Origin of the sequence: Companilactobacillus paralimentarius, assembly GCF_963227125.1 — a bacterium.
Lineage (GTDB): Bacteria > Bacillota > Bacilli > Lactobacillales > Lactobacillaceae > Companilactobacillus > Companilactobacillus paralimentarius.
On the sequence record NZ_OY724131.1, the window covers coordinates 50,245 to 70,034 of the forward strand.

The following is a 19,790-nucleotide window of genomic DNA, read 5'->3' on the forward strand; positions in this document are numbered from 1 at the left end:
TTCCTTTCATCTGACAAAATCATTTTACAAGAAAATTTTAACAAATAAATGAATATTTAACATGCTATATAGGGCTAAAACGTATTGTGTTTTTATATATATAAAATAAATAAATGATATTCAAGAATATCATTTATTTTGTGGTAAGTTTATTTATTGTTAAGTGAATCAATTAGTGACCAATTTATTTCACCAGAGTAATTACCAGCCTTATTTTGAGAATTGGACAACAAAAGAATTCCATCTTGAGAATTCCAATTTTCAGTTATGCTTTTCTCTTGAGTATCATCGTTATCTTTAGAGTTTTCGGCTATTGTTAGATCATTATTTAAGTATGATACTTTGCCAGTAGGATCTCGATAAATTAAAGCACCATCAAATTCTTGATGAGTTTTTGAATCCGTTAATTTGCTAGCATTAGCTTGAACGGACCAGGAGCTACCTTTTTCTCGGCTATCAATTACGTCGATTTGCCAATTATTCATACGAGGAATGATTTCATTTGGAGAAGTAAGATTCATGGTTTTAAAATTCAATTGTGGTGACACTGATCCAAATTGAACGGTTCCTCCTACGTTTATCTGCTTAGTGATAACGTTAGTTTTATTACCTAAATTATCTACGACGTAAAATTTTACGATATTTATTTTAGAGGACAATTGATCACTGCTTAAATGAAGCATAAAACCTGTAGCGGGATTGGAATCATTTAGTTTAAAACTAGGTAAATTCTTATCATTTATTGATGAATAGACAGTCATATTAGAACTGACTAAAGAAGTTCCGTCGTGATATTCCAATTCGGCGGGGATATCAACATCTTCGTGTTGACCAATTTTTTTAATGTCTGGAAAATTACTTTTTAGAGTTAGGTTACGTGCCTGTATGAAAAAGGGAATTGTGTTAGTATCGGTGATTAAATTATCACCCTCAAATGAGGCATGCGCGCTAGGAACATTGAGCTTTTCAGTAGCAATTGTTTCTGTGTGGCCCTTGAGTTCCACTATTGCTTTTCGACTGTCTTGATTGAGCTGTTCTGGAAGGACGGTTTCAATAGAGGCGGGGGCGTTAAGAAATTTATCGCTAGGTATTTGGTAAGTATTTCCAGTTGCGGGATAGCTGACTGTTCCACTTGTAAAATGAATGTTTTTAGGTACGTTCATTTTGGCATTAATACCATTCCAAGTCTTGGTCCAACCCTTATAGTCTAGATTGTAAAAATAGCTAACATCATCGTTGGGATAGACTTGGCTATCGTTTTTTTCAATGTCTCGATTCTGAGTATTGTCATGGATTTTGGTGGTAGCTTCTGCGTCAACAAATGAAGGAATCGATTCAAAAATCATTAGGTTATTTTCGTAATATTTACCAGTAGAACCGGTAAATCCCCAATAGAGTTTACTATCAGATTGAAGATTGAAGTTGGCAGTGTCTAAATGAAAGCTAGTACTTTTTATATTATTGGCATCAGGCATAGAGCCATCAGGATTTTTGTCATTATAACTGTAAGTCATTGTTCCCCCTGTGGGTGTCGTTTGACTGTTTACACTGATATCTGGAGACCACTTGATAGTGACGTGATGCCAATTACTATCAACTAGATTCTCTATACCAATAAAATTATCATGATGCATGGTGTAATAGTAAATTGGTGGATTGGTATTACCAGCTTTTTGTTTTACATAAGTTTTATACGAAGCAGGAAATCCGGTAGCAATATGTTGGGAATAAGTTCCAGGATTATTAGCATCAAAAGAAACTCCCTCACCAGAAATTTCATTGGCACCAGTTAATAGATTTTTATAAGTATCAAATTCCATAGCCCAACTGTTCTGAATAGCTGTTTTAGCAATATTTTCAGGATATAAATTTGTTTTATCCCAATCAGCTCCCCAAACACCTAGTGATTGACCATTTACAGGTATTCCGGTAGATGAGAGAGCAATAGCGTTTTCTTTTCTTTTGTCATTTTGCAGGACAAATGCCATTCCATCTCCGGGTACTTCTCCACCAGTGTTACCAAAATATATCCACATTGAGGCTATTTGTTCGTGACTTAAATCAAAGTAATTTCCTTTTTCAAAGTTACTCCAAACAGCACCAACTTGATAAGTACCATTGGTCAAACTGATAACACTAGTATCTTTGGTTGCTGGATTTTTTGAACGAACAATAGTGGCATTATTGTCGTAGCTATATTTTTTACCCGAAGGGCTGTCGATTGGTGCGTTGACTGGTTTAGGTGGAAATTTAGCAATCACAAAGTTGTTATTATCCCAATTAAGTCCCTTAGGTGTGGTAGCAAGGGCGTGTTCGTAGTCAGAATCACCAGTATCGGCTCCGGCGACTTTGGTAGAATAGATATCTAAAAACAGAATTAAAATACATAAAAAAATAGCAAAGATTAAAAATCTTTTTCGATAAAAAATATTCATATGGATCCCTCTCAATAGAAAATATCCTTATTTCATACAAATTGTACCAATGTGTTATGTATAACCTCAATTAATTTAAGTATTTTTATTGTTATTTGAGTTTAAAAAATATAAATATTTGATTATAAATTTTATATTATATGTGAGATATTTTAAATTAAGTTGTGCGAAATAGAATAGTTTACAATTCCTTAAATTAAGAATAAAATAGACCTAAAATGGAATAAGGAGGGATGATTTATATGGCAGAAAAGATTGCAATTGATGCTACTAAGCCAATCCCCTTGGATGATCACTTATGTTTCTCTCTCTATGCAACTTCCCGTGCAATTCAGAAGTTATATCATGATGGATTAAGCAAAAATAAATTAACGTATCCACAATATTTGGTATTGGTATCACTTTATGAGTACGATCATGTCACAGTTAAAAGACTTGGTGAATTACTCTCACTTGATTCAGGAACTTTAACGCCTTTGTTAAAGCGTATGGAAAAAGAAGGATTAGTAACTCGTCAACGTAGTAAAGATGATGAACGAGTTGTTAATGTAAAATTGACTGACTTAGGAACCTCTAAGCGTAAAGATATTAATGAGTTACCAGAAATATTGGTAGCAAAAAGTAATTTCACCGCTGATGAATGGAATACTTTAGAAGATTTATCTAAAAAATTATTTATGAATATAACAAAATAAGGATTCACCTTAATTGGTGAATCCTTATTTGTATAGCTTGTTATTTTAGTTTTTTAACTTTATTGAAAAGTGAATCGTTGTCTGGTGTTTTGTTGTCTCCAGTACGTCCAATATCATAATCGGAATCCTTCATAGCTTCAACCTTACCCATTAGATAACCATTACCAACTTGTGAGAAGAAGTCGTGATTACTTGTTCCAGTAGAAATACCGTTCATAACGATGGGATTAACATCTTCGGCATTACCATCAGGGAATAAAGGCTCTTGTCCTAAATTCATTAGGGCCTTGTTAGCGTTATAACGAAGAAAAACAAGAACTTCATCAACCCAACCGACTTCTTTATACAATTCTTTAGTATATTTCTCTTCATTGTCATAGAGAGTATAGAGTAGATCATACATCCAGTCTTTTAATTCGGATTGTTTATCTTCACTTAATTCGTTGAAACCTAATTGGAATTTATAACCAATATAAGTTCCGTGAACTGATTCATCACGAATAATCAACTTAATGATTTCAGCGACATTAGCTAGTTTGTTATTACCCAGATAATAAAGTGGTGTGTAGAATCCAGAATAAAATAGAAAACTTTCTAGGAAAACACTAGCAACCTTCTTTTGTAGAGGTTCACCATTTTGATAAATATCATTAATAAATTTAGCCTTTTTTTGAAGGTATTCATTATGATCTGTCCAATCAAAGATTTCTTCGATTTCTTCGGCACTATTCAAGGTACTGAAAATAGATGAATAACTCTTAGCATGAACTGATTCCATGAATTCAATATTATTGAATACAGCCGTTTCAGCTTGAGTACGAGTATCCTTTAGCATTGCCTGGATTCCGTCTTGTGATTGAAGAGTATCCAATAGTGTTAAACCACCAAAAACATGTCCAACAACAGTTTGTTCAGCAGGACTGAGGGTACGCCAGTCGTCTAAATCGTTGGAAAGAGGAATACGTGTATCCAACCAAAATTGTGAAGTTAACTTTTCCCAAGTTTCCTTGTCGATTTGGTCTTCTAGTTTATTCCAATTCATTGATTTGTAATATGTATCAACCATTATAAAAATTTCCTCCTAGATAGAGCAGCTTTCGCACTCGTTACTGCCGATTTCGTCATTATTTTCGGTAAATGTTCTGACGTAGTAAAGTGACTTGATACCCTTGTAGTAAGCGTAGTTACGTAAAATACTTAGATCACGTGTTGTTTGCTTAGTATCATCTGCAGCCTTCCAATCATAAAGACCAGCAGGAATTTCTGAACGCATGAAGAGTGTCAAACTCATTCCTTGGTCAATGTGTTCTTGGGCAGAAGCATAAGTGTCAATAACTTTGCGCATATCAGTGTCATATGCTGACTTGTAGTATTTGATAGTATCATTACTCAAAAGTGGTGCTGGGAAGTACAACTTACCATTTTTCTTCTCTTGTCTTTCTTCAACTAATCGAGTAATAGGTTGCAAACTAGCACTAGTGTTGTTGATGTAAGAGATAGAACCAGTTGGAGCAACGGCCATACGATAAGCGTTATAAATTCCATCACGCATAACGTTGTCTTTTAGTTTTGACCAATCTTCTGGTTGAGGAATGAAGATATCATTGAAGAGTTCTTTGACAGCGTCAAGTTTAGGCGCAAAGCTCTTATCTAAATACTTCTCGAAATAAGATCCGTCCGCATATTTTGATTTTTCAAAATTGGCAAAAGTCTCGTGGCGTTCTTTAGCGATATTGTTGCTTTCAACTAATGTCCAGTAATTAATTAACATGAAATAGACATTGATGAATTCAATTGCTTCAGGGGAGCCGTATTCGAGGTGTTGGCTAGCCAAAAAGGTATGAAGTCCCATTGCACCTAAACCGATAGAATGGTTCATCTTGTTACCATTTGCTACTGGTGGTACAGCAGTAATATTAGAAGCGTCACTGACAAAAGTTAGAGCTCTAGTCATGGAACGAATTGATTGTCCGAAGTCAGGACTTTGCATCATATTCAAAATATTAGTAGAACCGAGGTTACAACTAACATCAGTTCCCAATTTAACGTATTCTTGAGCATCATTTAGTTCAGAAGGTATCTGGACTTGTTGAATTTCAGTACAAAGGTTACTCATGATGATTTTACCGTCTATAGGGTTGTCACGGTTAACGGTATCAATGTTCAAGACGTAAGGATAGCCTGATTCTTGCTGTAACTTACTGATTTCGTCTTCTAGCTCACGAGCTTCAATCTTATATTTTTTGATACGGTCGTCTTTGACCATATTGTCGTATTCTTTAGTAATATCAACATATGAGAAAGGAATGCCGTAAACTTTTTCAACTGAATAAGGGCTAAAGAGATACATGTCTTCGTTGTTACGAACCAATTCGTAATACTTATCAGGCACGATAACACCTAATGAAAGAGTCTTAACACGGACCTTTTCATCAGCATTTTCTTTTTTAGCAGACAGAAAGTCGATGATGTCAGGATGGAAGACGTTCAAATAAACAGCACCAGCACCTTGTCTTTGGCCTAATTGATTACTGTAACTGAAACTGTCCTCCAACAACTTCATAACTGGTAGCACACCAGATGAAGAGTTATCAACGCCTTTAATTGGTGAACCTGATTCACGTAGGTTGGATAATGTTATACCGACACCACCACCGATTCGTGACAATTGAAGGGCACTGTTGATTGTTCTACCAATGCTGTTCATATCATCTGTTACTTGTAATAAGAAACAAGAAACGTATTCTCCACGGCGCTTACGACCAGCATTTAAGAATGAAGGTGTTGCAGGTTGATAACGTTGAGCAATCATTTCAGTGGCTAAACTCTTAGCCAAGGCTTGATCTCCATGGGCATACAAAAGGGCATTAAAAAGAATTCTCATCTCGTAATTTTCAAGATAGAGATCACCATCATTAGTCTTTAGGGCATATTGGTTATAAAACTTATATGCAGCCATAAAAGATTGAAATTGGAAATGTTGATCTAATAAGTAATCATAAAGACTAGCCACGAATTCATGTGGGTATTCGTCGATAACTTCTTTTTCAATAAAATTGTTATCGATTAGATAGTTAATGTGATCCTTGAAGGAAGCAAACTTCTTAGTATTTGGCTCAACATTTTCAGTGAAGAAAGCTTTAACGGCTTCTTTATCCTTGTTAAGCGGAATCTTATCATCTACGGGGATGTTGATTTCATTATTCAATTTAAAATAATGAAGTTTGGTTACATCTAGGTTATTTAATCCCAATTTCATTCACTACTTTCTTAAAGTTTTCGACGTCTTTTTGAGTACCATTGAATTCAAATTCAAAGACAACCGGAACGTCTAATCCATGGGCAATATCTTTTGCGGTGTGGTTATATAAAGTATTGAAGTTACGATTGCCACCACCAGCGACGCCAATACAGTTTTGTGCGTTATCTTTATACTGTAAAAAGTCGATTACAGGATCCATCATGTCGTCATCATAAGCAGGTACGATAAGAATAAATGGCCGACCCATTTGGTAAAAGGGGTCGGCGTCGGTTATTTCATATCCATCTATTCCTAGTTTATTAACGAACCTTCTAGTTTGTCCGGTGATAGAATAATAAGCTATTTTTTTCATGATTAACCTACAAGGTCTTTAAGACTGTCTGGGCGAAAACCGACGATAGGATCGCTGACAGAGTTCATAACGACAGGGACGCTCTTAAAACCTTGTTGTTTTAAAAGGTCTAGGTATTCTGGATCTTGATTGATATTTCTTTCTTCAAAGGAAACGTTGTGCTCCTTTAAGTATCTCTTAGTCATTTTGCATTGCATACAGTTGTTCTTGCTATATACGATTACGTTATTCATAGTGATTAACTCCTTTCAACTTGCTATTCCCAATTAGTATAATCATTTGAAATATTAAACACAATATATAGTATTCGACATAACGGCCAATACACGATATGGCGTGGTTATACTGTCATTATAAAAAATCGACAAACGTATGTGCCCACACAATTTTGACCGTTTTGTATCTCAATTTCAAATATTTTTTCGATTCGTGGTAAAATTAGCGTAATGACTATTATAAAGTTATGAAGTGTTTAAGACAATTAATTTAGTTGGGAGAAAACTATGAGTTCTTGGAATTTTGTGGGAATTATTGCATGGATTATTGTAATTGCACTATTAATCTTTGTTGTATTTAATATTAGAAATCGTCATTTAAAAATTCTTGTTCAACAAAAGAAGAAAATTACTGGAGTAACAATTTTAACAGATCTATTGGAAATTGTTGTCGTCATTTTAGCTGTTAGTGGGATGTTATACACTAGCTTATTTACCAAGGTTGATTTGAATGATAAGGATAACATTGTCGTTAGTTACAAATATAATCCGATGATCGTTCAGACAACGAACGATGGACAAGGCTATTACGTTAAAATTAATAAGCAGGAATCTAGTTCATCAACAGATGTTTATCAATATTGGTTGAATAATTCTAAATATACGGTCTCGAGTCAAAATGCTACTGTCTCGGATGCAACATTACCATTTACTGTTTCTGGATTGCGTTTGAATTGGCCAGTTAAGAAAATTAAGAAACTTGATTCTAAGTATCAGGATGCTTATGTTATAACAATGCAGGCTAAGTATAAGAATAATTTCAGAAATGGTTTAGGCTTAAAGGCCAACCGTTTTGCGATGGAATATCGTGTCTTAAGAGTACCTGCTAGTTCATTTATTAATGTTGAAAAATAAAGAAAACAGTTTGAGATATAACAACTTTATTAATTAAATATGGCAATATGAACGCGGAACATAATATGTCTTTTCCGTTCAAAACAAATAGGAGCAAGTAATCGAGTACGATTACCTGCTCCTATTTTCCTTAATGCTCATAGGCGGAATATGTCATATCCGCTCTTTATTTGAAAAAATTGATATTTTATAATTACTTAGCTTTTTTGATTTTCTTGATACTTACAACAATCTTGTTGTTTAATTCAGTTTTATTAGCATTATCTTTAGGATCATTTTTTACAATTTCCATTAAAGCAGAGTGCTCGTAAATTTTTTCAACTTTGCCTTGGAATGGGTAATCCATATCTTCATCAACGGAGCAGTCGTAAACAGTTCCAACCTTTAAATCTTCTATTTTCATATGTAAAATCTCCTCGGATTAATTACTTAACAGACTAGTATATTAATATAGTAGAAGAAATATTTCAAACATAGGGGTTCTATAATGGATAAAAAAATTATTGTAATTACCGGTGCAAGTGGTACCGGCAAGACTACCATTAGCAAATATTTGAAAAATACTTATCGTATACCAAGTGTCATCACTCACACTACTAGATTACCACGTGACGGCGAAAAAAACGGTATTGATTACTATTTTGAAACGGAAGATTCCTTTTTTAAGAATCATTATTTAGAAAAAGTTGAATATAGTGGTCATTGGTATGGATCTTCAGAGGAAAGTCTCAATAAAACTTGGGAAAATTATGATGCTGCAAGTATTGTAGTTGATACACAAGGAGCTATCTCTTATAAGGAAAGATACGGTGAAAATGCTATTGTGATATTTTTAGAAGTGGACTATGACACAGTTGCACAACGGTTAAAATTACGTGGGGATGATCATAAACGTCTTATTTCACGTATAAATAGCGATGAATTCCTGAGAGATTTAAGAATTCCTAAAGAATTAGAAGGAAAATCCTATAAAATTGTTAATAATGACATCGAAATCACTAAAAAAAAGGTCGATCAAATAATAAAAAGTGAAAAAGTAAATTAATTTGTCTTTTCACAAGAGGGTTATAAATGTTGATAAAACAACGTTTATAACCCTTTTTTTGCTAAAAATTTCAAAGTGTAACATTCTTATACAATTGTTGTAACAGTTCTGCAATATTCGGAGAGTAATATAGTGGTCGTTGAGTGATAAGAAATTAATAAATAATAAAAATTTAAACAATTAAAAAATATACCAATTCATGGGGGATTTCAATTTTGAATAATAACGTTAAAAAAAGTCTAATTTCATTTACAGCTGCTGCAGCAATGGCAGTTACAGGTTTAGGTCTATCAAACGCTTCTTCAGCTAAGGCTGCAACAACTGTCCAAAATGCTCCTTCAGTTGTACGTACAAAGAACAATTCAGCACTATTCAGCACACCATCTTCAGATTCAAAGATTTCTAACCGTATTCTTGGAACAAACACAAGCTGGCGTGTAGCTAAGGCTGTTGTAGATGACAATGGTACAACATGGTATCTTGTAGGTAACAACGAATGGTTAAGTGGTGCTGATGTAACAACTGCTAGTCAAGCAACTACAGAAGCTGCTGCAACAACAACTACTACTTCTACAACACAAGCAACTGCTGCTAATGTTATTAGTACAGCCAAGAAGTATTTAGGCACACCTTACGTATGGGGTGGTAAAACACCAAGTGGTTTTGACTGCTCAGGTTTCACATCATATGTTTACAACGAAGCAACAGGTAAGAACATTGGTTCATACACAGTAGCTCAAGAAAGTGCCGGTACACAAGAAGCTGTTTCTCAAGCATCAGCCGGAGACCTTCTATTCTGGGGTGGCAAAGGTTCAAGTTATCACGTAGCTATCTACTTAGGTAACAACCAATATATTGCTGCACCACAACCTGGTGAATCTGTAAAGATCTCATCAATCTCAAGTTACTTCATGCCTTCATTCGCTGTTAAGGTTCTATAATTCAAAATTGAAATAACCTTTTAAGACCACTTCGGTGGTCTTTTTTTTTGTACAATCGTATCATATGGTCTGTGTATTGGCAGGATCTTTTTACTTTAAATTTGATAAAATACAATTAGAGGTATTAATAATTATGAAGAATATAATCGATGTCATATATAATAAACTGCCACATATGTCAGTCACAGATAAAAAAATTGCACAAGTTATTTTGAAGAAGCCCCAAGACGTGGTTGACTATACAATTTCTCAGTTGGCTATTGAAGCTGAAGTTAGTGAAGCCTCTGTCTCAAGATTTTGTAAAAGCTTAGGTATTGACGGATTTCATCAATTAAAAACACGTTTGGCTCAGGTTTCTGATGATAGTAACGTATCATTTACAGTTGATGATGATATTCAGGCATCACTCAAAAATATTGCTGAAAAGAAAGATTCGGAAATCAGTAATACTTTAAAAAATTTGCCGACTGATAAAATTGCTGATGCTTTATCAATAATTAAAAATGCACGTTTAATTCAGGTCGTAGCCGAAGGAAATACTTATCCAGTAGCGATAGATGCAGTCTACAAATTTAATCAAATTGGATTGCTGGCAATGAGTGATGCAGCCTTTGAAACCTCGATTGCTCAAACACTGAATATGTCGCTTGAAGATATTCTGTTGGTTATATCAAATTCAGGTGAATCTAAGTCATTAATAAAGCAGATGGATGTGGCTCAAAAACGAGGTATCAAAGTTCTTGCCATAACTAACCGTTCTGATTCGCCAATCGCGCAAAGAGCAGATTTACATCTAAAAACTTATGTACGTGAACAAATATTTCAATCTGAGTATTATTTTTCAAGAATAGCGGCTTCAACTATGATCGAGGCTATTTTCTTATTATTGATTGGTCAGGATAAGGAAACTTTGGATAAAATTGCTCGACATGAGGAATTAATATCAGATCGTAAAATTTAATATCTTGCTTGACAGGGTATTTTTTTTATTTTATTATGAAAATGAATTTCAGAGAAAACAGTAACATGAAAATATATTTCTGATGAGGAGCCTAAAAATGGAGAAATTAATTGAAAAGGCGTTAAAAATGATTGAACCAAATATGATCGTCAGTTTTGGTGGCGGTAGAACGGTAGGTCGGTTGATAAAATCGATTGATACTTCCAAAATTTCGGTGGCTAGTCCTTCAGAACAGACACGTAATCTTTGTCAGTCTTTAAATATCCCCGTCATGCCATTGGAACAAATTAACCAATTTGATTTAGCATTTGACGGCTGTGATAGTTTGGACAGTCAATTAAATGTTTTAAAAAGCAATGGTGGTATTCATACATTTGAGCGATTGTATGCCAATCTAGCAAAGCGTTATATAATTATGGCTCCACAGACTCGTTACACAGAGAAATTGAATCCTCAGGTACAATTAACGTTAGAAGTTTTGGATATGGCAATACCACAAGTACTTGATGAGGTCTCCATGCTAGGTGGAAATGCCGAAACTAGGCAATCTCAGGATATGGCTGGGATGGTTCGAACACCAAATGGTAATGGACTGGTAGATTGTCATTTTGACGACTGGGATAATATTGATTTAATTAATTCTAGATTGTCACAGATGACAGGTGTATTGGGAACGTCTTATTTTAAGAATGTTGTAACAGATGCACTTTTAGCAACGGATGATGATGTAAAACATATCAAGAAAGAAGATTTATAGCTATGAAAAAATATAATTGGGGAATGATTGGCACTGGATGGATTGCTCATGAAATGGCAGATGCTCTAAAGGCTGTTAATGGTGAAATATATGGAGTTTCGAATATGAATGTCGAAAAAATGGCCAAATTTGCCCAAGAAAAAGGGATTCAACATCAATACAGCAATCCAACGGATATGATTAATGATCCTAATGTTGATGTTATTTATATTGCAACGCCGCACACATTCCATTACCAATATATTAAAGAAGCATTGAATGCAGGGAAACACGTATTCTGTGAGAAGGCTATTACGGTTAATGCAGAGCAATTTGACGAAGTTCAGAATTTGGCCAAAAAGAAAAATCTAATTTTAACAGAAGGATTTACGTTGTTGCATATGCCACTTTATCAACAAGTTAAGCAATTGATTTCTGATGGTAAAATTGGTCAAGTAAAATTAGTGCAAGTTAATTTTGGCAGTTTAAAAGACTATGATCCTAAAAACCGTTTCTTCAATAAAGAACTGGCTGGAGGGGCATTATTAGATATAGGTGGATATGCTACGGCATTTGCCAGAAGTTTTTTGAGTAAGCAACCAACAAATATTTTGACGACAGTAAAATATTTTGAAACAGGTGTTGATGAACAATCAGGAATTATCCTGAAAAATGATGATGAACAGATGGCTGTTATGGCTTTGTCAATGCGTGCTAAACAGCCAAAAAGAGGAGTGATCTCTGGAACAAAAGGATATATTGAGATCAGTAATTACCCTCGTGCAACTGAGGCAGATATTACTTATACAGCTGATGCTCATACGCAAACAACTGACAAAATTGTTGTTGGTAGCGATGACAAGGCTCTTCAATACGAAGTTACGGATATGCAGAAGTATATTGATAATGGTCATGATGATGGACAATTAGCTTTGTCGCATGACGTAGCTCACATCTTAAATGATGTTAGAAATGATTGGGGAATGAAGTATCCCTTTGAATAAGTAAAAAAATCAGCTTCATTTGGCTTGAGAATTTTTCTTATTATTTGATTAAAACAATTCAAAAACCTAAAACAGCATCCATTTAGAATTCTAAATGGATGCTGTTTTAAATTTTTAATAGTGAATGTTTTGAATCCATTCATTTGGTCCAACTTTACAATAGGATATTCCACGGGGAAGCTGGATTCTTTCGTCACTGGCCCATGTCCCAGCAGCTAGTCGGCGTCCTGTATAAGTGAATTCGTAAGTTTTGGAGTTAAATTTCCAAATATTATGGCCTATAGAAATTGTAATGGGGCGATTGATACCCTTATTGATCAGAGCAACATCATCAGTACTGACCCATTCGTTAGTTGCGACTCGATAATAATGATCGTTACCAGAATTCTTCCCAATTTTGTCGGTCAACCAATCGGTTTTAGCTTTAAGTCTAGGCTTCTTTATCCGAGTGAAGTCATAGGTGAAATCATCTTTTTGTTCACTTCTGGAAACCATAGTGGTTTTTTTAAATGTATGAACAAAACTAACAGCTTTAACTTCAGTTGTATTTTGAAAAGAAAATATTCCGACTATTGCTAAACATAAAGTAATTAATAAATTACGTTGTTTCATTTTATGAAACACCTCAGTTATAAATTAAGCCCCCATTCTATCACTAAATATAAAAGAAGAACATGTTACTTAGTATCGTGCTCTTGATGCCATTGTTCGATGTATTCTAACCGTTGCTTAAAGAGACGTTCTTTACCTTGCTCTGTTGGTCGATAGTAGGTGCTATTTTCAACTTCTTTAGGTACTGTCTTCATAGTTGTTAATTTATCAGCATAATCGTGAGCCAGCTGATAATCTTTTCCATAACCAAGATTCTTCATAAGTTTCGTAGGAGCGTTTCTGACTTGAAGAGGTACAGGAAGATTACCATACTTCTTAACGTCTTTCTGAGCTCTTAATAAAGCTTTATAAGTGGCATTGGATTTAGGGGCAACCGATAGATAGATTACGGTTTCAACTAAATGGACGTTACACTCAGGCATACCGAGAAATTGACAGGCTTGAAAGGCATTGATTGCGACATTTAAAGCATTAGTATCGGCCAGACCAATATCTTCACTGGCAAAACGAACTAGTCGTCTAGCAATGTAGAGGGGATCTTCGCCACCTTCAAGCATTCGAGTGACCCAATAAATGGCCGAGTCAGTATCACTATTACGCATTGATTTATGCAGGGCTGAGATGATGTTGTAATGCTCTTCACCATTTTTATCGTAACGTAAGGACTTGGTATTGAGTAATTGACGAATATCTTCCAAATTTACTTTGGCGGTTTTGTCATGAACCGTCGAATTGATGACAGCCATTTCTAAGGTATTCAAGGCTACTCGGGCATCACCATTAGCATAGTTACCAATCAATTCTAATGTGTCATCATCAATATCAACTTCTAATTTGGGAAAAGCTTTGGAATTGGCAAGAGTCTTCTTCAATAGATCAACTAAATCATCTTTAGTTAAAGACTTTAAGACAAAGACCTTACATCTTGATAACAAGGCAGAATTAATCTCAAAAGATGGATTTTCAGTTGTGGCACCAATCAAGGTGATACTACCTTTTTCGACGAAGGGAAGGAAGGCATCTTGTTGTGCCTTATTAAACCGATGAATTTCGTCGATAAAGACAATAGTCTTTTGTCCCATTTCTCGATTCATTTCAGCTTCCTTCATGACTTTTTTGATATCATTGATACCACTAGTGACAGCACTAAAAGTAATGAAGTTAGCTTTAGTTTTTTTAGCAATGATTTCCGCTAGGGTGGTTTTACCTACCCCAGGAGGTCCCCAGAAAATTAATGAAGGGATTTTATCTTGGTCGATGATTTCTTTAAGAATTTTGCCATCACCGATTAAATGTTGTTGACCGACAAAACCCTCTAGTGTTGTTGGGCGAACCCGATTAGCTAGAGGGCTATTGTTGTCGTTGCTTTTATTAGTAGCAAAGAGTGATTCCTGTTGCATTTTTTACCTTCTTTATTTGATAGCGTGCTGAATTTTTTTCTCATTGTATCCGAGTAAAATCAAAAACATGATTATATACAAACCTAATGGAATCAAAGCGTAATTCAAATTGATTGCCGAAATAGTACTGGCACTCTGAGTTTTATTGGAAACATAGCCTGAGATTTGAAGTGATTCAGCAGTGATTAAACCACCAAGTCCTAATCCTAAATTAACACCAAAATCGTCTGTCGACGCAAGAACACCTTCGGCTTGAATTCCCATTGAAGTACCATAACGAATCGTGTCCGCAATCATAATTGAAACTAAACCGATAATGAACCCTCCGCCGATTCCGTTGACGAAGATACCACTAAAGATAAGTGCTAAGTTCTTTGAGTAAGCACCAAAAGTAATAATTATTTGTCCGGTAAAAGCGATGATAATACCCAGTAACATTGTTTTCTTTTTACCTAATTTGACGGAAACAAAATAGATAGCAACGACTCCAATTAGGGCCGTTAATGTAAAACTGTTGGCTATTGAAACTAGGTTTTCATCGTGAAGGACATATTTGAAATAGTAAATAGTTGTCTGATTCTTAATGGAAGTAGTCAACCAATAAAGAAAGATAACAATTGAAATAACGATCCATGGCCGGTTCTGCTTAAGCATTCCCCAGACTTTAGAAATAGGTTGATGATTAATACTATCGTCAGTATAGCGTTCTCGAACATGGAAAAACGTGTTCAAAATTAAAGCTAAGGAAATGACACTAAAAAGGATAATCGTTCCCAAAAAGCCCTTTTGTTGGTCACCTTTACCAAAGATACTGACTAGGGGAATGGTAAAGACGGCTACAATGATTTGAACGGAACTACCAGAAAATTGTCTGATAACGCCCAACAACGTTGTTTCCTGTTCATTATCAGTCATAGTAGGCAAGATGGAAGTAATTGGTAAGTTAACAGCAGTATAAAAGAATCCTAATCCTAAATAGGTTACATAGGCCCAAATCAATTTTCCTGAATGTGGTAGAAAATTAGGTGTAACGAAAGTTAGGATTGCGAAGATGACATAAGGGAAGGAATACCATAGAAAGAAAGGTCGACTCTTACCCCAACGAGAATGGGTATTGTCGATCATAATTCCAATGATCAGGCTTTCAAAGACATCAGCTGCTCTGGCTACGACGAAAAGAATGGCAACTTCACTAGCTGTCAGTCCAAAAACGTCAGTATAAAAGAAGAGCAGATAGGTGGTCATCATTTGAAAGACTAAATTATCGGCGGCATCACTTAGGCCATAACTGATTCTTTCAGTTAATGAGGTGTTCCATTTGTTCAAAGGAGACCTTATTTCTGTGCAGTTAAGCGACGGTAGAGTTCACGGCCGACAATATCGTTTGTCCACATCCAAGCAATGTGACCGAGTGCTTCAGAGATATGTTCTTCAGTAGGTTGATCCTTAGGACTTGGGACAGTCTTCATCATAGGCATGATCCCAATATGGAAAGCAACCCAGATGGCTAATCCGAAAATTGCTCCAGAGCCTTTTCTGATAAATGGTTTATATTCTGCCAAAACTTCATAAATGATGGCAAATGATGTTGAGAAACCAAAGTGCATCATAAAACTTGCCCAAGGCATTTGGTGACCAGAATATGTGTAAGTTCCACGAGTGATTTTCTTAGGAATACCCATTTGTTCCATTAGAGTTTGAGGAGGATTCACTGCATCACGTTCGGCTGTACGTGGTGGCAAAACATTCTCCCAACCTAATTTAACAAATCCAGAAACTATTCCAGCAGCTGTTCCGGCGATGACGGCAGCCTTCAAGTTGGCTTTTTGTTCTTTATTCAAATGCATATTAATACCCCACTTCTATCATTATTTTAATTTTAGTATAAATCAGAGTAGAGACTAATTCAGGTAATTGGTCTTGCCAGAGTGGTAAAAAGTAGACAATGTGGAGTTTTAAACGCTTTGGTCATAAATTCTTCACATATTGTTATAAATTAATTCGTAATTTGGAAACCGTATATTCATAAATTCCCGTTATTATTTAAGCATAGTCAAATAACAAAGAGGTGACCGGATGAACAAACAATCCTTTTAGAAATAATCCTTTTTTAAATATACTTATTGAAAACATAAAATGAATAGAAATAAACCCCTTAAAACTTATATACAAAATTAAAACCCTTATAAACTCAAATAATATATCTCCCCCCCTAAAAGATATATTTCAATATAAAATTTGAAAGAAGTGACCCAATGAAATTGGAAGCTGTATTAATTAGATGATGAATTTTAGATTACTCACTTAACAAATAGAATAATCCCCTTATATTAATTAAAACCCTATTTTTTTAAAAGTTTAATCCCCTTATAAACACAATTAAAAAACTTTATTTATCTCCCCCCCTTAAGATAAAAAGTTAAAATAAGATATTTATCCTACATATAAATATCGTAAATAAAAGGTCTGCTTTATTGGCAGACTTTTTTTGATGTTCTTAAAATTTGTTTTTTGGGGGATGTACTTAGATTGTCGTCCTCCGCAACAATAAAATTTGGCTGGAACGCCATGGGCCGAATTGGAGCTAATTATTTCACACTTCGTGCAAAATAATGGATCTTCAAGCTCGACCTTTCCCTAAGCAATAAATTGCTAAGGAAATCTCATGGCTGAGCAAATTTTATTGTTGCTCCGGACTGAATCCCACTTTGTTAATTAGTTATTAATTGGATTATGTAGAGTTAGAAAAAAGGTAACCAATAGATCCGTTTATCAGTCTGGAGTAAAAGTTGAAAATGCGGTCAGCTTTTGCGGAAGACGGAATTCTTAATCAAACTTTCGAAATAACTATTAGATTTATTCGTTCTTTTCTAAGTTTGCTAAAGGATAGGTATAGGGTAGGTGAGCGGTTTGGAGTACTTGGTCCCAAGCAACTGGATAGCCTGCTCCGTGAGCACAAAAGACTGAATCGGGTGTGTTTTCTAAATCTGAAACTGGTTGATACTGTGCTTCCTCAATAATTTCATCAGCATTGTGACAAGGACGGTAACCGAGTACGATACATTCTAATTGTCCTTGCCCATGTGTGTAGGCCCGAACTTGTTTACTGTAACCTTGCATTTGAGATACTGGAGCAATTCCAGTTAAAACATTGGTTTGATTGTTGGTTACTTCTGGAGTATCAAAAGTTCCATTCATTTTTTGAATATCATTCATAGCGCAACCAACTTGATCTTGTTCAACTTCTAAACGAAATTGGTACCATGGTTCCAATAATTGGCAACCATCGTATTGTTTGAGCATCATCAAACCTTGTCTAACTGCTCTCCAAGTTGCTTCGCGAAAATCACCACCGACAGAATGGACATTGCTAGCGCGGCCACTAATGAGGGTTATTTTCATGTCAGTAATTGGAGCACCGATTAGGACACCGAGATGTTCTTTAGCACTTAAGTTAGATAATACTTGGTGTTGCCAGTTGCGACCTAAGGTATCAAGGTTACATTGTGAATCAAAGGTTAGACCACTACCTGGTTTAGCTGGCTCTAATAGTAAATGTACTTCGGCATAATGGCGTAGAGGTTCAAAGTGACCGATACCTTCAACTTTTTTGGTGATGGTTTCTTTGTAGAGGATACTACCTTGACTGAAGTCAACGTCTAAGTTAAATCTTTGTAAAAGTAATTGTTGAAGTACTTCTAATTGGACTTCACCCATTATTTGTACACGGATTTCTTCTAGCTGATTTGACCAAGTAACGTGAAGTTGTGGATCTTCATCTTCTAGTTGTCTTAAAGCGGTTAAGCAAGTATGTAAATCATTATCTTTAGGATCAACGGTATAAGTTAAGACGGGCTGGATCGTGGGATCACTAGCGTTATTTTCTTTACCTAGTCCTAAACCGGGAAAAGTATTCGTTAGACCAGTTACTGCACAAATCCCACCAGCAGGAATATTTTGTTGCAATTCAAACTTGGCACCATTATAAATGCGGACCTGATTAGCTTTTTGATCTTCAAATAAGACATCCTTGTTATGTAAAACTCCGCCGGTCACTTTGATCCAAGTTAAACGTTCATCATTTTCATCATGTGATATTTTAAAAACTTTGGCTCCAAAGTCATTATCATATTGAGTTTCGTTAGTCCAGTTTTCGAAGCCCTGAAGAAATTCGTCGATTCCGGAAATTTTCAAAGCAGATCCGAAGTAGCAAGGAAAAATTTGGCGTTTCTGGATCATTTGACGAATAGTGTCGTCTGTCAGAGTTCCTGATTCCAAAAATTGATTGAGGATATTATCATTTTGGAGAGCAATTTCTTCGTAGGTATCATCTGATAATTCATTAGAAAAAGTGATGCAGCCAGCTGAAAGTTTGTTCTGTAAATCTTCAAGTACTTGGGCTTGATCCACTCCAGTGGCATCGATTTTATTAACAAATATAAAGGTCGGAATATGATAGTTTTGCAATAAATTCCAAAGAGTTTTGGTATAACCTTGGACGCCATCCGTAGCCGAAACTACCAAAATGGCATAATCCAGGACACTCAAGACTTGCTCTGTTTGAGATGCAAAGTCGACGTGTCCAGGAGTATCCAAGAGGGTTAACCTCAAATTTTCGTATTGTAAATTAGCTTGATGAGAGAAGATAGTGATACCACGCTTCTTTTCTAAATCGTCGGAATCCAAAAAAGCATCGCCATTGTCAACACGACCTAATTTACGTAATTGACCAGTCTTATAAAGTAAAGCTTCGGAAAGGGTAGTTTTACCAGCATCAACGTGAGCTACGATTCCAGTTACGATATGTTTCATATGAATGAATCTCCTCTTAAAAAGAACTTATTATATATTTTACTAGCACTTTTGTCTAAAAACGACGGTTCGTCAAATTTTCTTCACAATTAATTATTATTTATTTCGTAATTTACTAATCATATATTCATAAATTCCCGTTATTATTTAAGCATAGTCAAAAGCAAAGAGGTGATCGATGATTATAAAAACTTCTCCACGAAATACTAAATTACTTAAAATGAAAAATTAAACTATAAAATAAATAATCTTTTTAAACTTTAATCTCCCTAAAAATAGATATATCTCCTCCCCAAAGATATAGAATTTTATAAACTTAAACAGAAAGAAGAAATTGTTATGAAAAAGACAAATACAAAAAGAGCTCGCCTTATGGCAAGCTCTTTTCTTTGTGTCAATAACATG

At 35.1% G+C, this 19,790-nt stretch carries 18 protein-coding genes; 7 read left to right on the forward strand and 11 right to left on the reverse strand.

Features of this window, described 5'->3' with window-relative positions; genetic code table 11:
* Window positions 1-149: 149 nt before the first annotated feature.
* Window positions 150-2,435, reverse strand: a complete 2,286-nt coding sequence (locus ACI6PB_RS00195) for a lectin-like domain-containing protein (protein WP_056955727.1) — start codon at window positions 2,433-2,435, stop codon at window positions 150-152.
* 242 nt (window positions 2,436-2,677) lie between these two features.
* Here ACI6PB_RS00195 and ACI6PB_RS00200 point away from each other — a divergent pair, with 242 nt between their 5' ends.
* Window positions 2,678-3,130, forward strand: a complete 453-nt coding sequence (locus ACI6PB_RS00200; RefSeq protein WP_051564155.1) for a MarR family winged helix-turn-helix transcriptional regulator — start codon at window positions 2,678-2,680, stop codon at window positions 3,128-3,130.
* Window positions 3,131-3,170: 40 nt separating this feature from the next.
* Here ACI6PB_RS00200 and nrdF read toward each other — a convergent pair whose 3' ends face one another.
* Genes nrdF through nrdH form a run of 4 tightly spaced genes read right to left on the reverse strand, consistent with a single transcriptional unit; the run spans window position 3,171 to window position 6,977 of the window.
* A complete protein-coding gene (gene nrdF / locus ACI6PB_RS00205; protein WP_056955726.1) occupies window positions 3,171-4,196 on the reverse strand; it encodes a class 1b ribonucleoside-diphosphate reductase subunit beta in 1,026 nt (341 codons plus the stop codon).
* A 15-nt stretch (window positions 4,197-4,211) separates the two neighbouring features.
* Window positions 4,212-6,389, reverse strand: coding sequence for a class 1b ribonucleoside-diphosphate reductase subunit alpha (nrdE, locus tag ACI6PB_RS00210; RefSeq protein WP_162256974.1), 2,178 nt, complete (start codon window positions 6,387-6,389; stop codon window positions 4,212-4,214).
* On the reverse strand, window positions 6,370-6,744 hold the full coding sequence (gene nrdI, locus ACI6PB_RS00215) for a class Ib ribonucleoside-diphosphate reductase assembly flavoprotein NrdI (protein WP_056950835.1): 375 nt from the start codon (window positions 6,742-6,744) through the stop codon (window positions 6,370-6,372). Before nrdI ends, nrdE begins: the two co-directional genes overlap by 20 nt.
* 2 nt (window positions 6,745-6,746) lie before the next feature.
* On the reverse strand, window positions 6,747-6,977 hold the full coding sequence (gene nrdH / locus ACI6PB_RS00220; RefSeq protein ID WP_025085015.1) for a glutaredoxin-like protein NrdH: 231 nt from the start codon (window positions 6,975-6,977) through the stop codon (window positions 6,747-6,749).
* A 270-nt stretch (window positions 6,978-7,247) separates the two neighbouring features.
* Between nrdH and ACI6PB_RS00225 the strand changes: the two genes are divergently transcribed.
* On the forward strand, window positions 7,248-7,874 hold the full coding sequence (locus ACI6PB_RS00225; protein ID WP_025085016.1) for an LVIS_2131 family protein: 627 nt from the start codon (window positions 7,248-7,250) through the stop codon (window positions 7,872-7,874).
* 193 nt (window positions 7,875-8,067) lie between these two features.
* Here the strand turns inward: ACI6PB_RS00225 and ACI6PB_RS00230 are convergent, their stop codons facing one another.
* Entirely contained in the window at window positions 8,068-8,277 is a 210-nt protein-coding gene (locus ACI6PB_RS00230) for a hypothetical protein (protein WP_025085017.1), read from the reverse strand.
* A gap of 84 nt (window positions 8,278-8,361) precedes the next feature.
* Between ACI6PB_RS00230 and ACI6PB_RS00235 the strand changes: the two genes are divergently transcribed.
* The 5 genes from ACI6PB_RS00235 to ACI6PB_RS00255 all read left to right on the forward strand — a co-directional run bounded on the left by ACI6PB_RS00235 (window position 8,362) and on the right by ACI6PB_RS00255 (window position 12,561).
* Window positions 8,362-8,919, forward strand: a complete 558-nt coding sequence (locus ACI6PB_RS00235) for a guanylate kinase (RefSeq protein ID WP_025085018.1) — start codon at window positions 8,362-8,364, stop codon at window positions 8,917-8,919.
* A 215-nt stretch (window positions 8,920-9,134) separates the two neighbouring features.
* Window positions 9,135-9,860: a C40 family peptidase gene (locus tag ACI6PB_RS00240; protein ID WP_025085019.1), complete on the forward strand. Its 726-nt coding sequence runs from the start codon at window positions 9,135-9,137 to the stop codon at window positions 9,858-9,860.
* 133 nt (window positions 9,861-9,993) lie between these two features.
* Window positions 9,994-10,821 (forward strand): MurR/RpiR family transcriptional regulator, encoded by an 828-nt coding sequence (locus ACI6PB_RS00245; protein WP_404327559.1) that lies wholly within the window; start codon window positions 9,994-9,996, stop codon window positions 10,819-10,821.
* Window positions 10,822-10,918: 97 nt separating this feature from the next.
* Complete coding sequence (locus ACI6PB_RS00250; RefSeq protein WP_404327560.1) at window positions 10,919-11,578, forward strand: ribose-5-phosphate isomerase A; 660 nt, start codon at window positions 10,919-10,921, stop codon at window positions 11,576-11,578.
* Window positions 11,579-11,580: 2 nt separating this feature from the next.
* Window positions 11,581-12,561, forward strand: a complete 981-nt coding sequence (locus tag ACI6PB_RS00255; RefSeq protein WP_025085022.1) for a Gfo/Idh/MocA family protein — start codon at window positions 11,581-11,583, stop codon at window positions 12,559-12,561.
* Between the two features lie 114 nt (window positions 12,562-12,675).
* On the opposite strand, the gene ACI6PB_RS00260 is transcribed toward ACI6PB_RS00255, so the two are convergent.
* From ACI6PB_RS00260 to ACI6PB_RS00280, 5 genes are all read right to left on the reverse strand, one after another.
* Window positions 12,676-13,173 carry a hypothetical protein gene (locus tag ACI6PB_RS00260; RefSeq protein ID WP_025085023.1) on the reverse strand — a complete coding sequence of 166 codons (498 nt, stop codon included), beginning with the start codon at window positions 13,171-13,173 and terminating at the stop codon, window positions 12,676-12,678.
* 65 nt (window positions 13,174-13,238) lie between these two features.
* Window positions 13,239-14,573, reverse strand: a complete 1,335-nt coding sequence (locus tag ACI6PB_RS00265; RefSeq protein ID WP_025085024.1) for a replication-associated recombination protein A — start codon at window positions 14,571-14,573, stop codon at window positions 13,239-13,241.
* 12 nt (window positions 14,574-14,585) lie between these two features.
* Window positions 14,586-15,899, reverse strand: a complete 1,314-nt coding sequence (locus ACI6PB_RS00270; RefSeq protein WP_404327561.1) for an MFS transporter — start codon at window positions 15,897-15,899, stop codon at window positions 14,586-14,588.
* A gap of 8 nt (window positions 15,900-15,907) precedes the next feature.
* On the reverse strand, window positions 15,908-16,420 hold the full coding sequence (locus ACI6PB_RS00275; protein WP_025085025.1) for a DUF1440 domain-containing protein: 513 nt from the start codon (window positions 16,418-16,420) through the stop codon (window positions 15,908-15,910).
* Between the two features lie 1,009 nt (window positions 16,421-17,429).
* Window positions 17,430-19,385, reverse strand: coding sequence for a GTP-binding protein (locus ACI6PB_RS00280; protein WP_404327562.1), 1,956 nt, complete (start codon window positions 19,383-19,385; stop codon window positions 17,430-17,432).
* Window positions 19,386-19,790 lie beyond the last annotated feature (405 nt).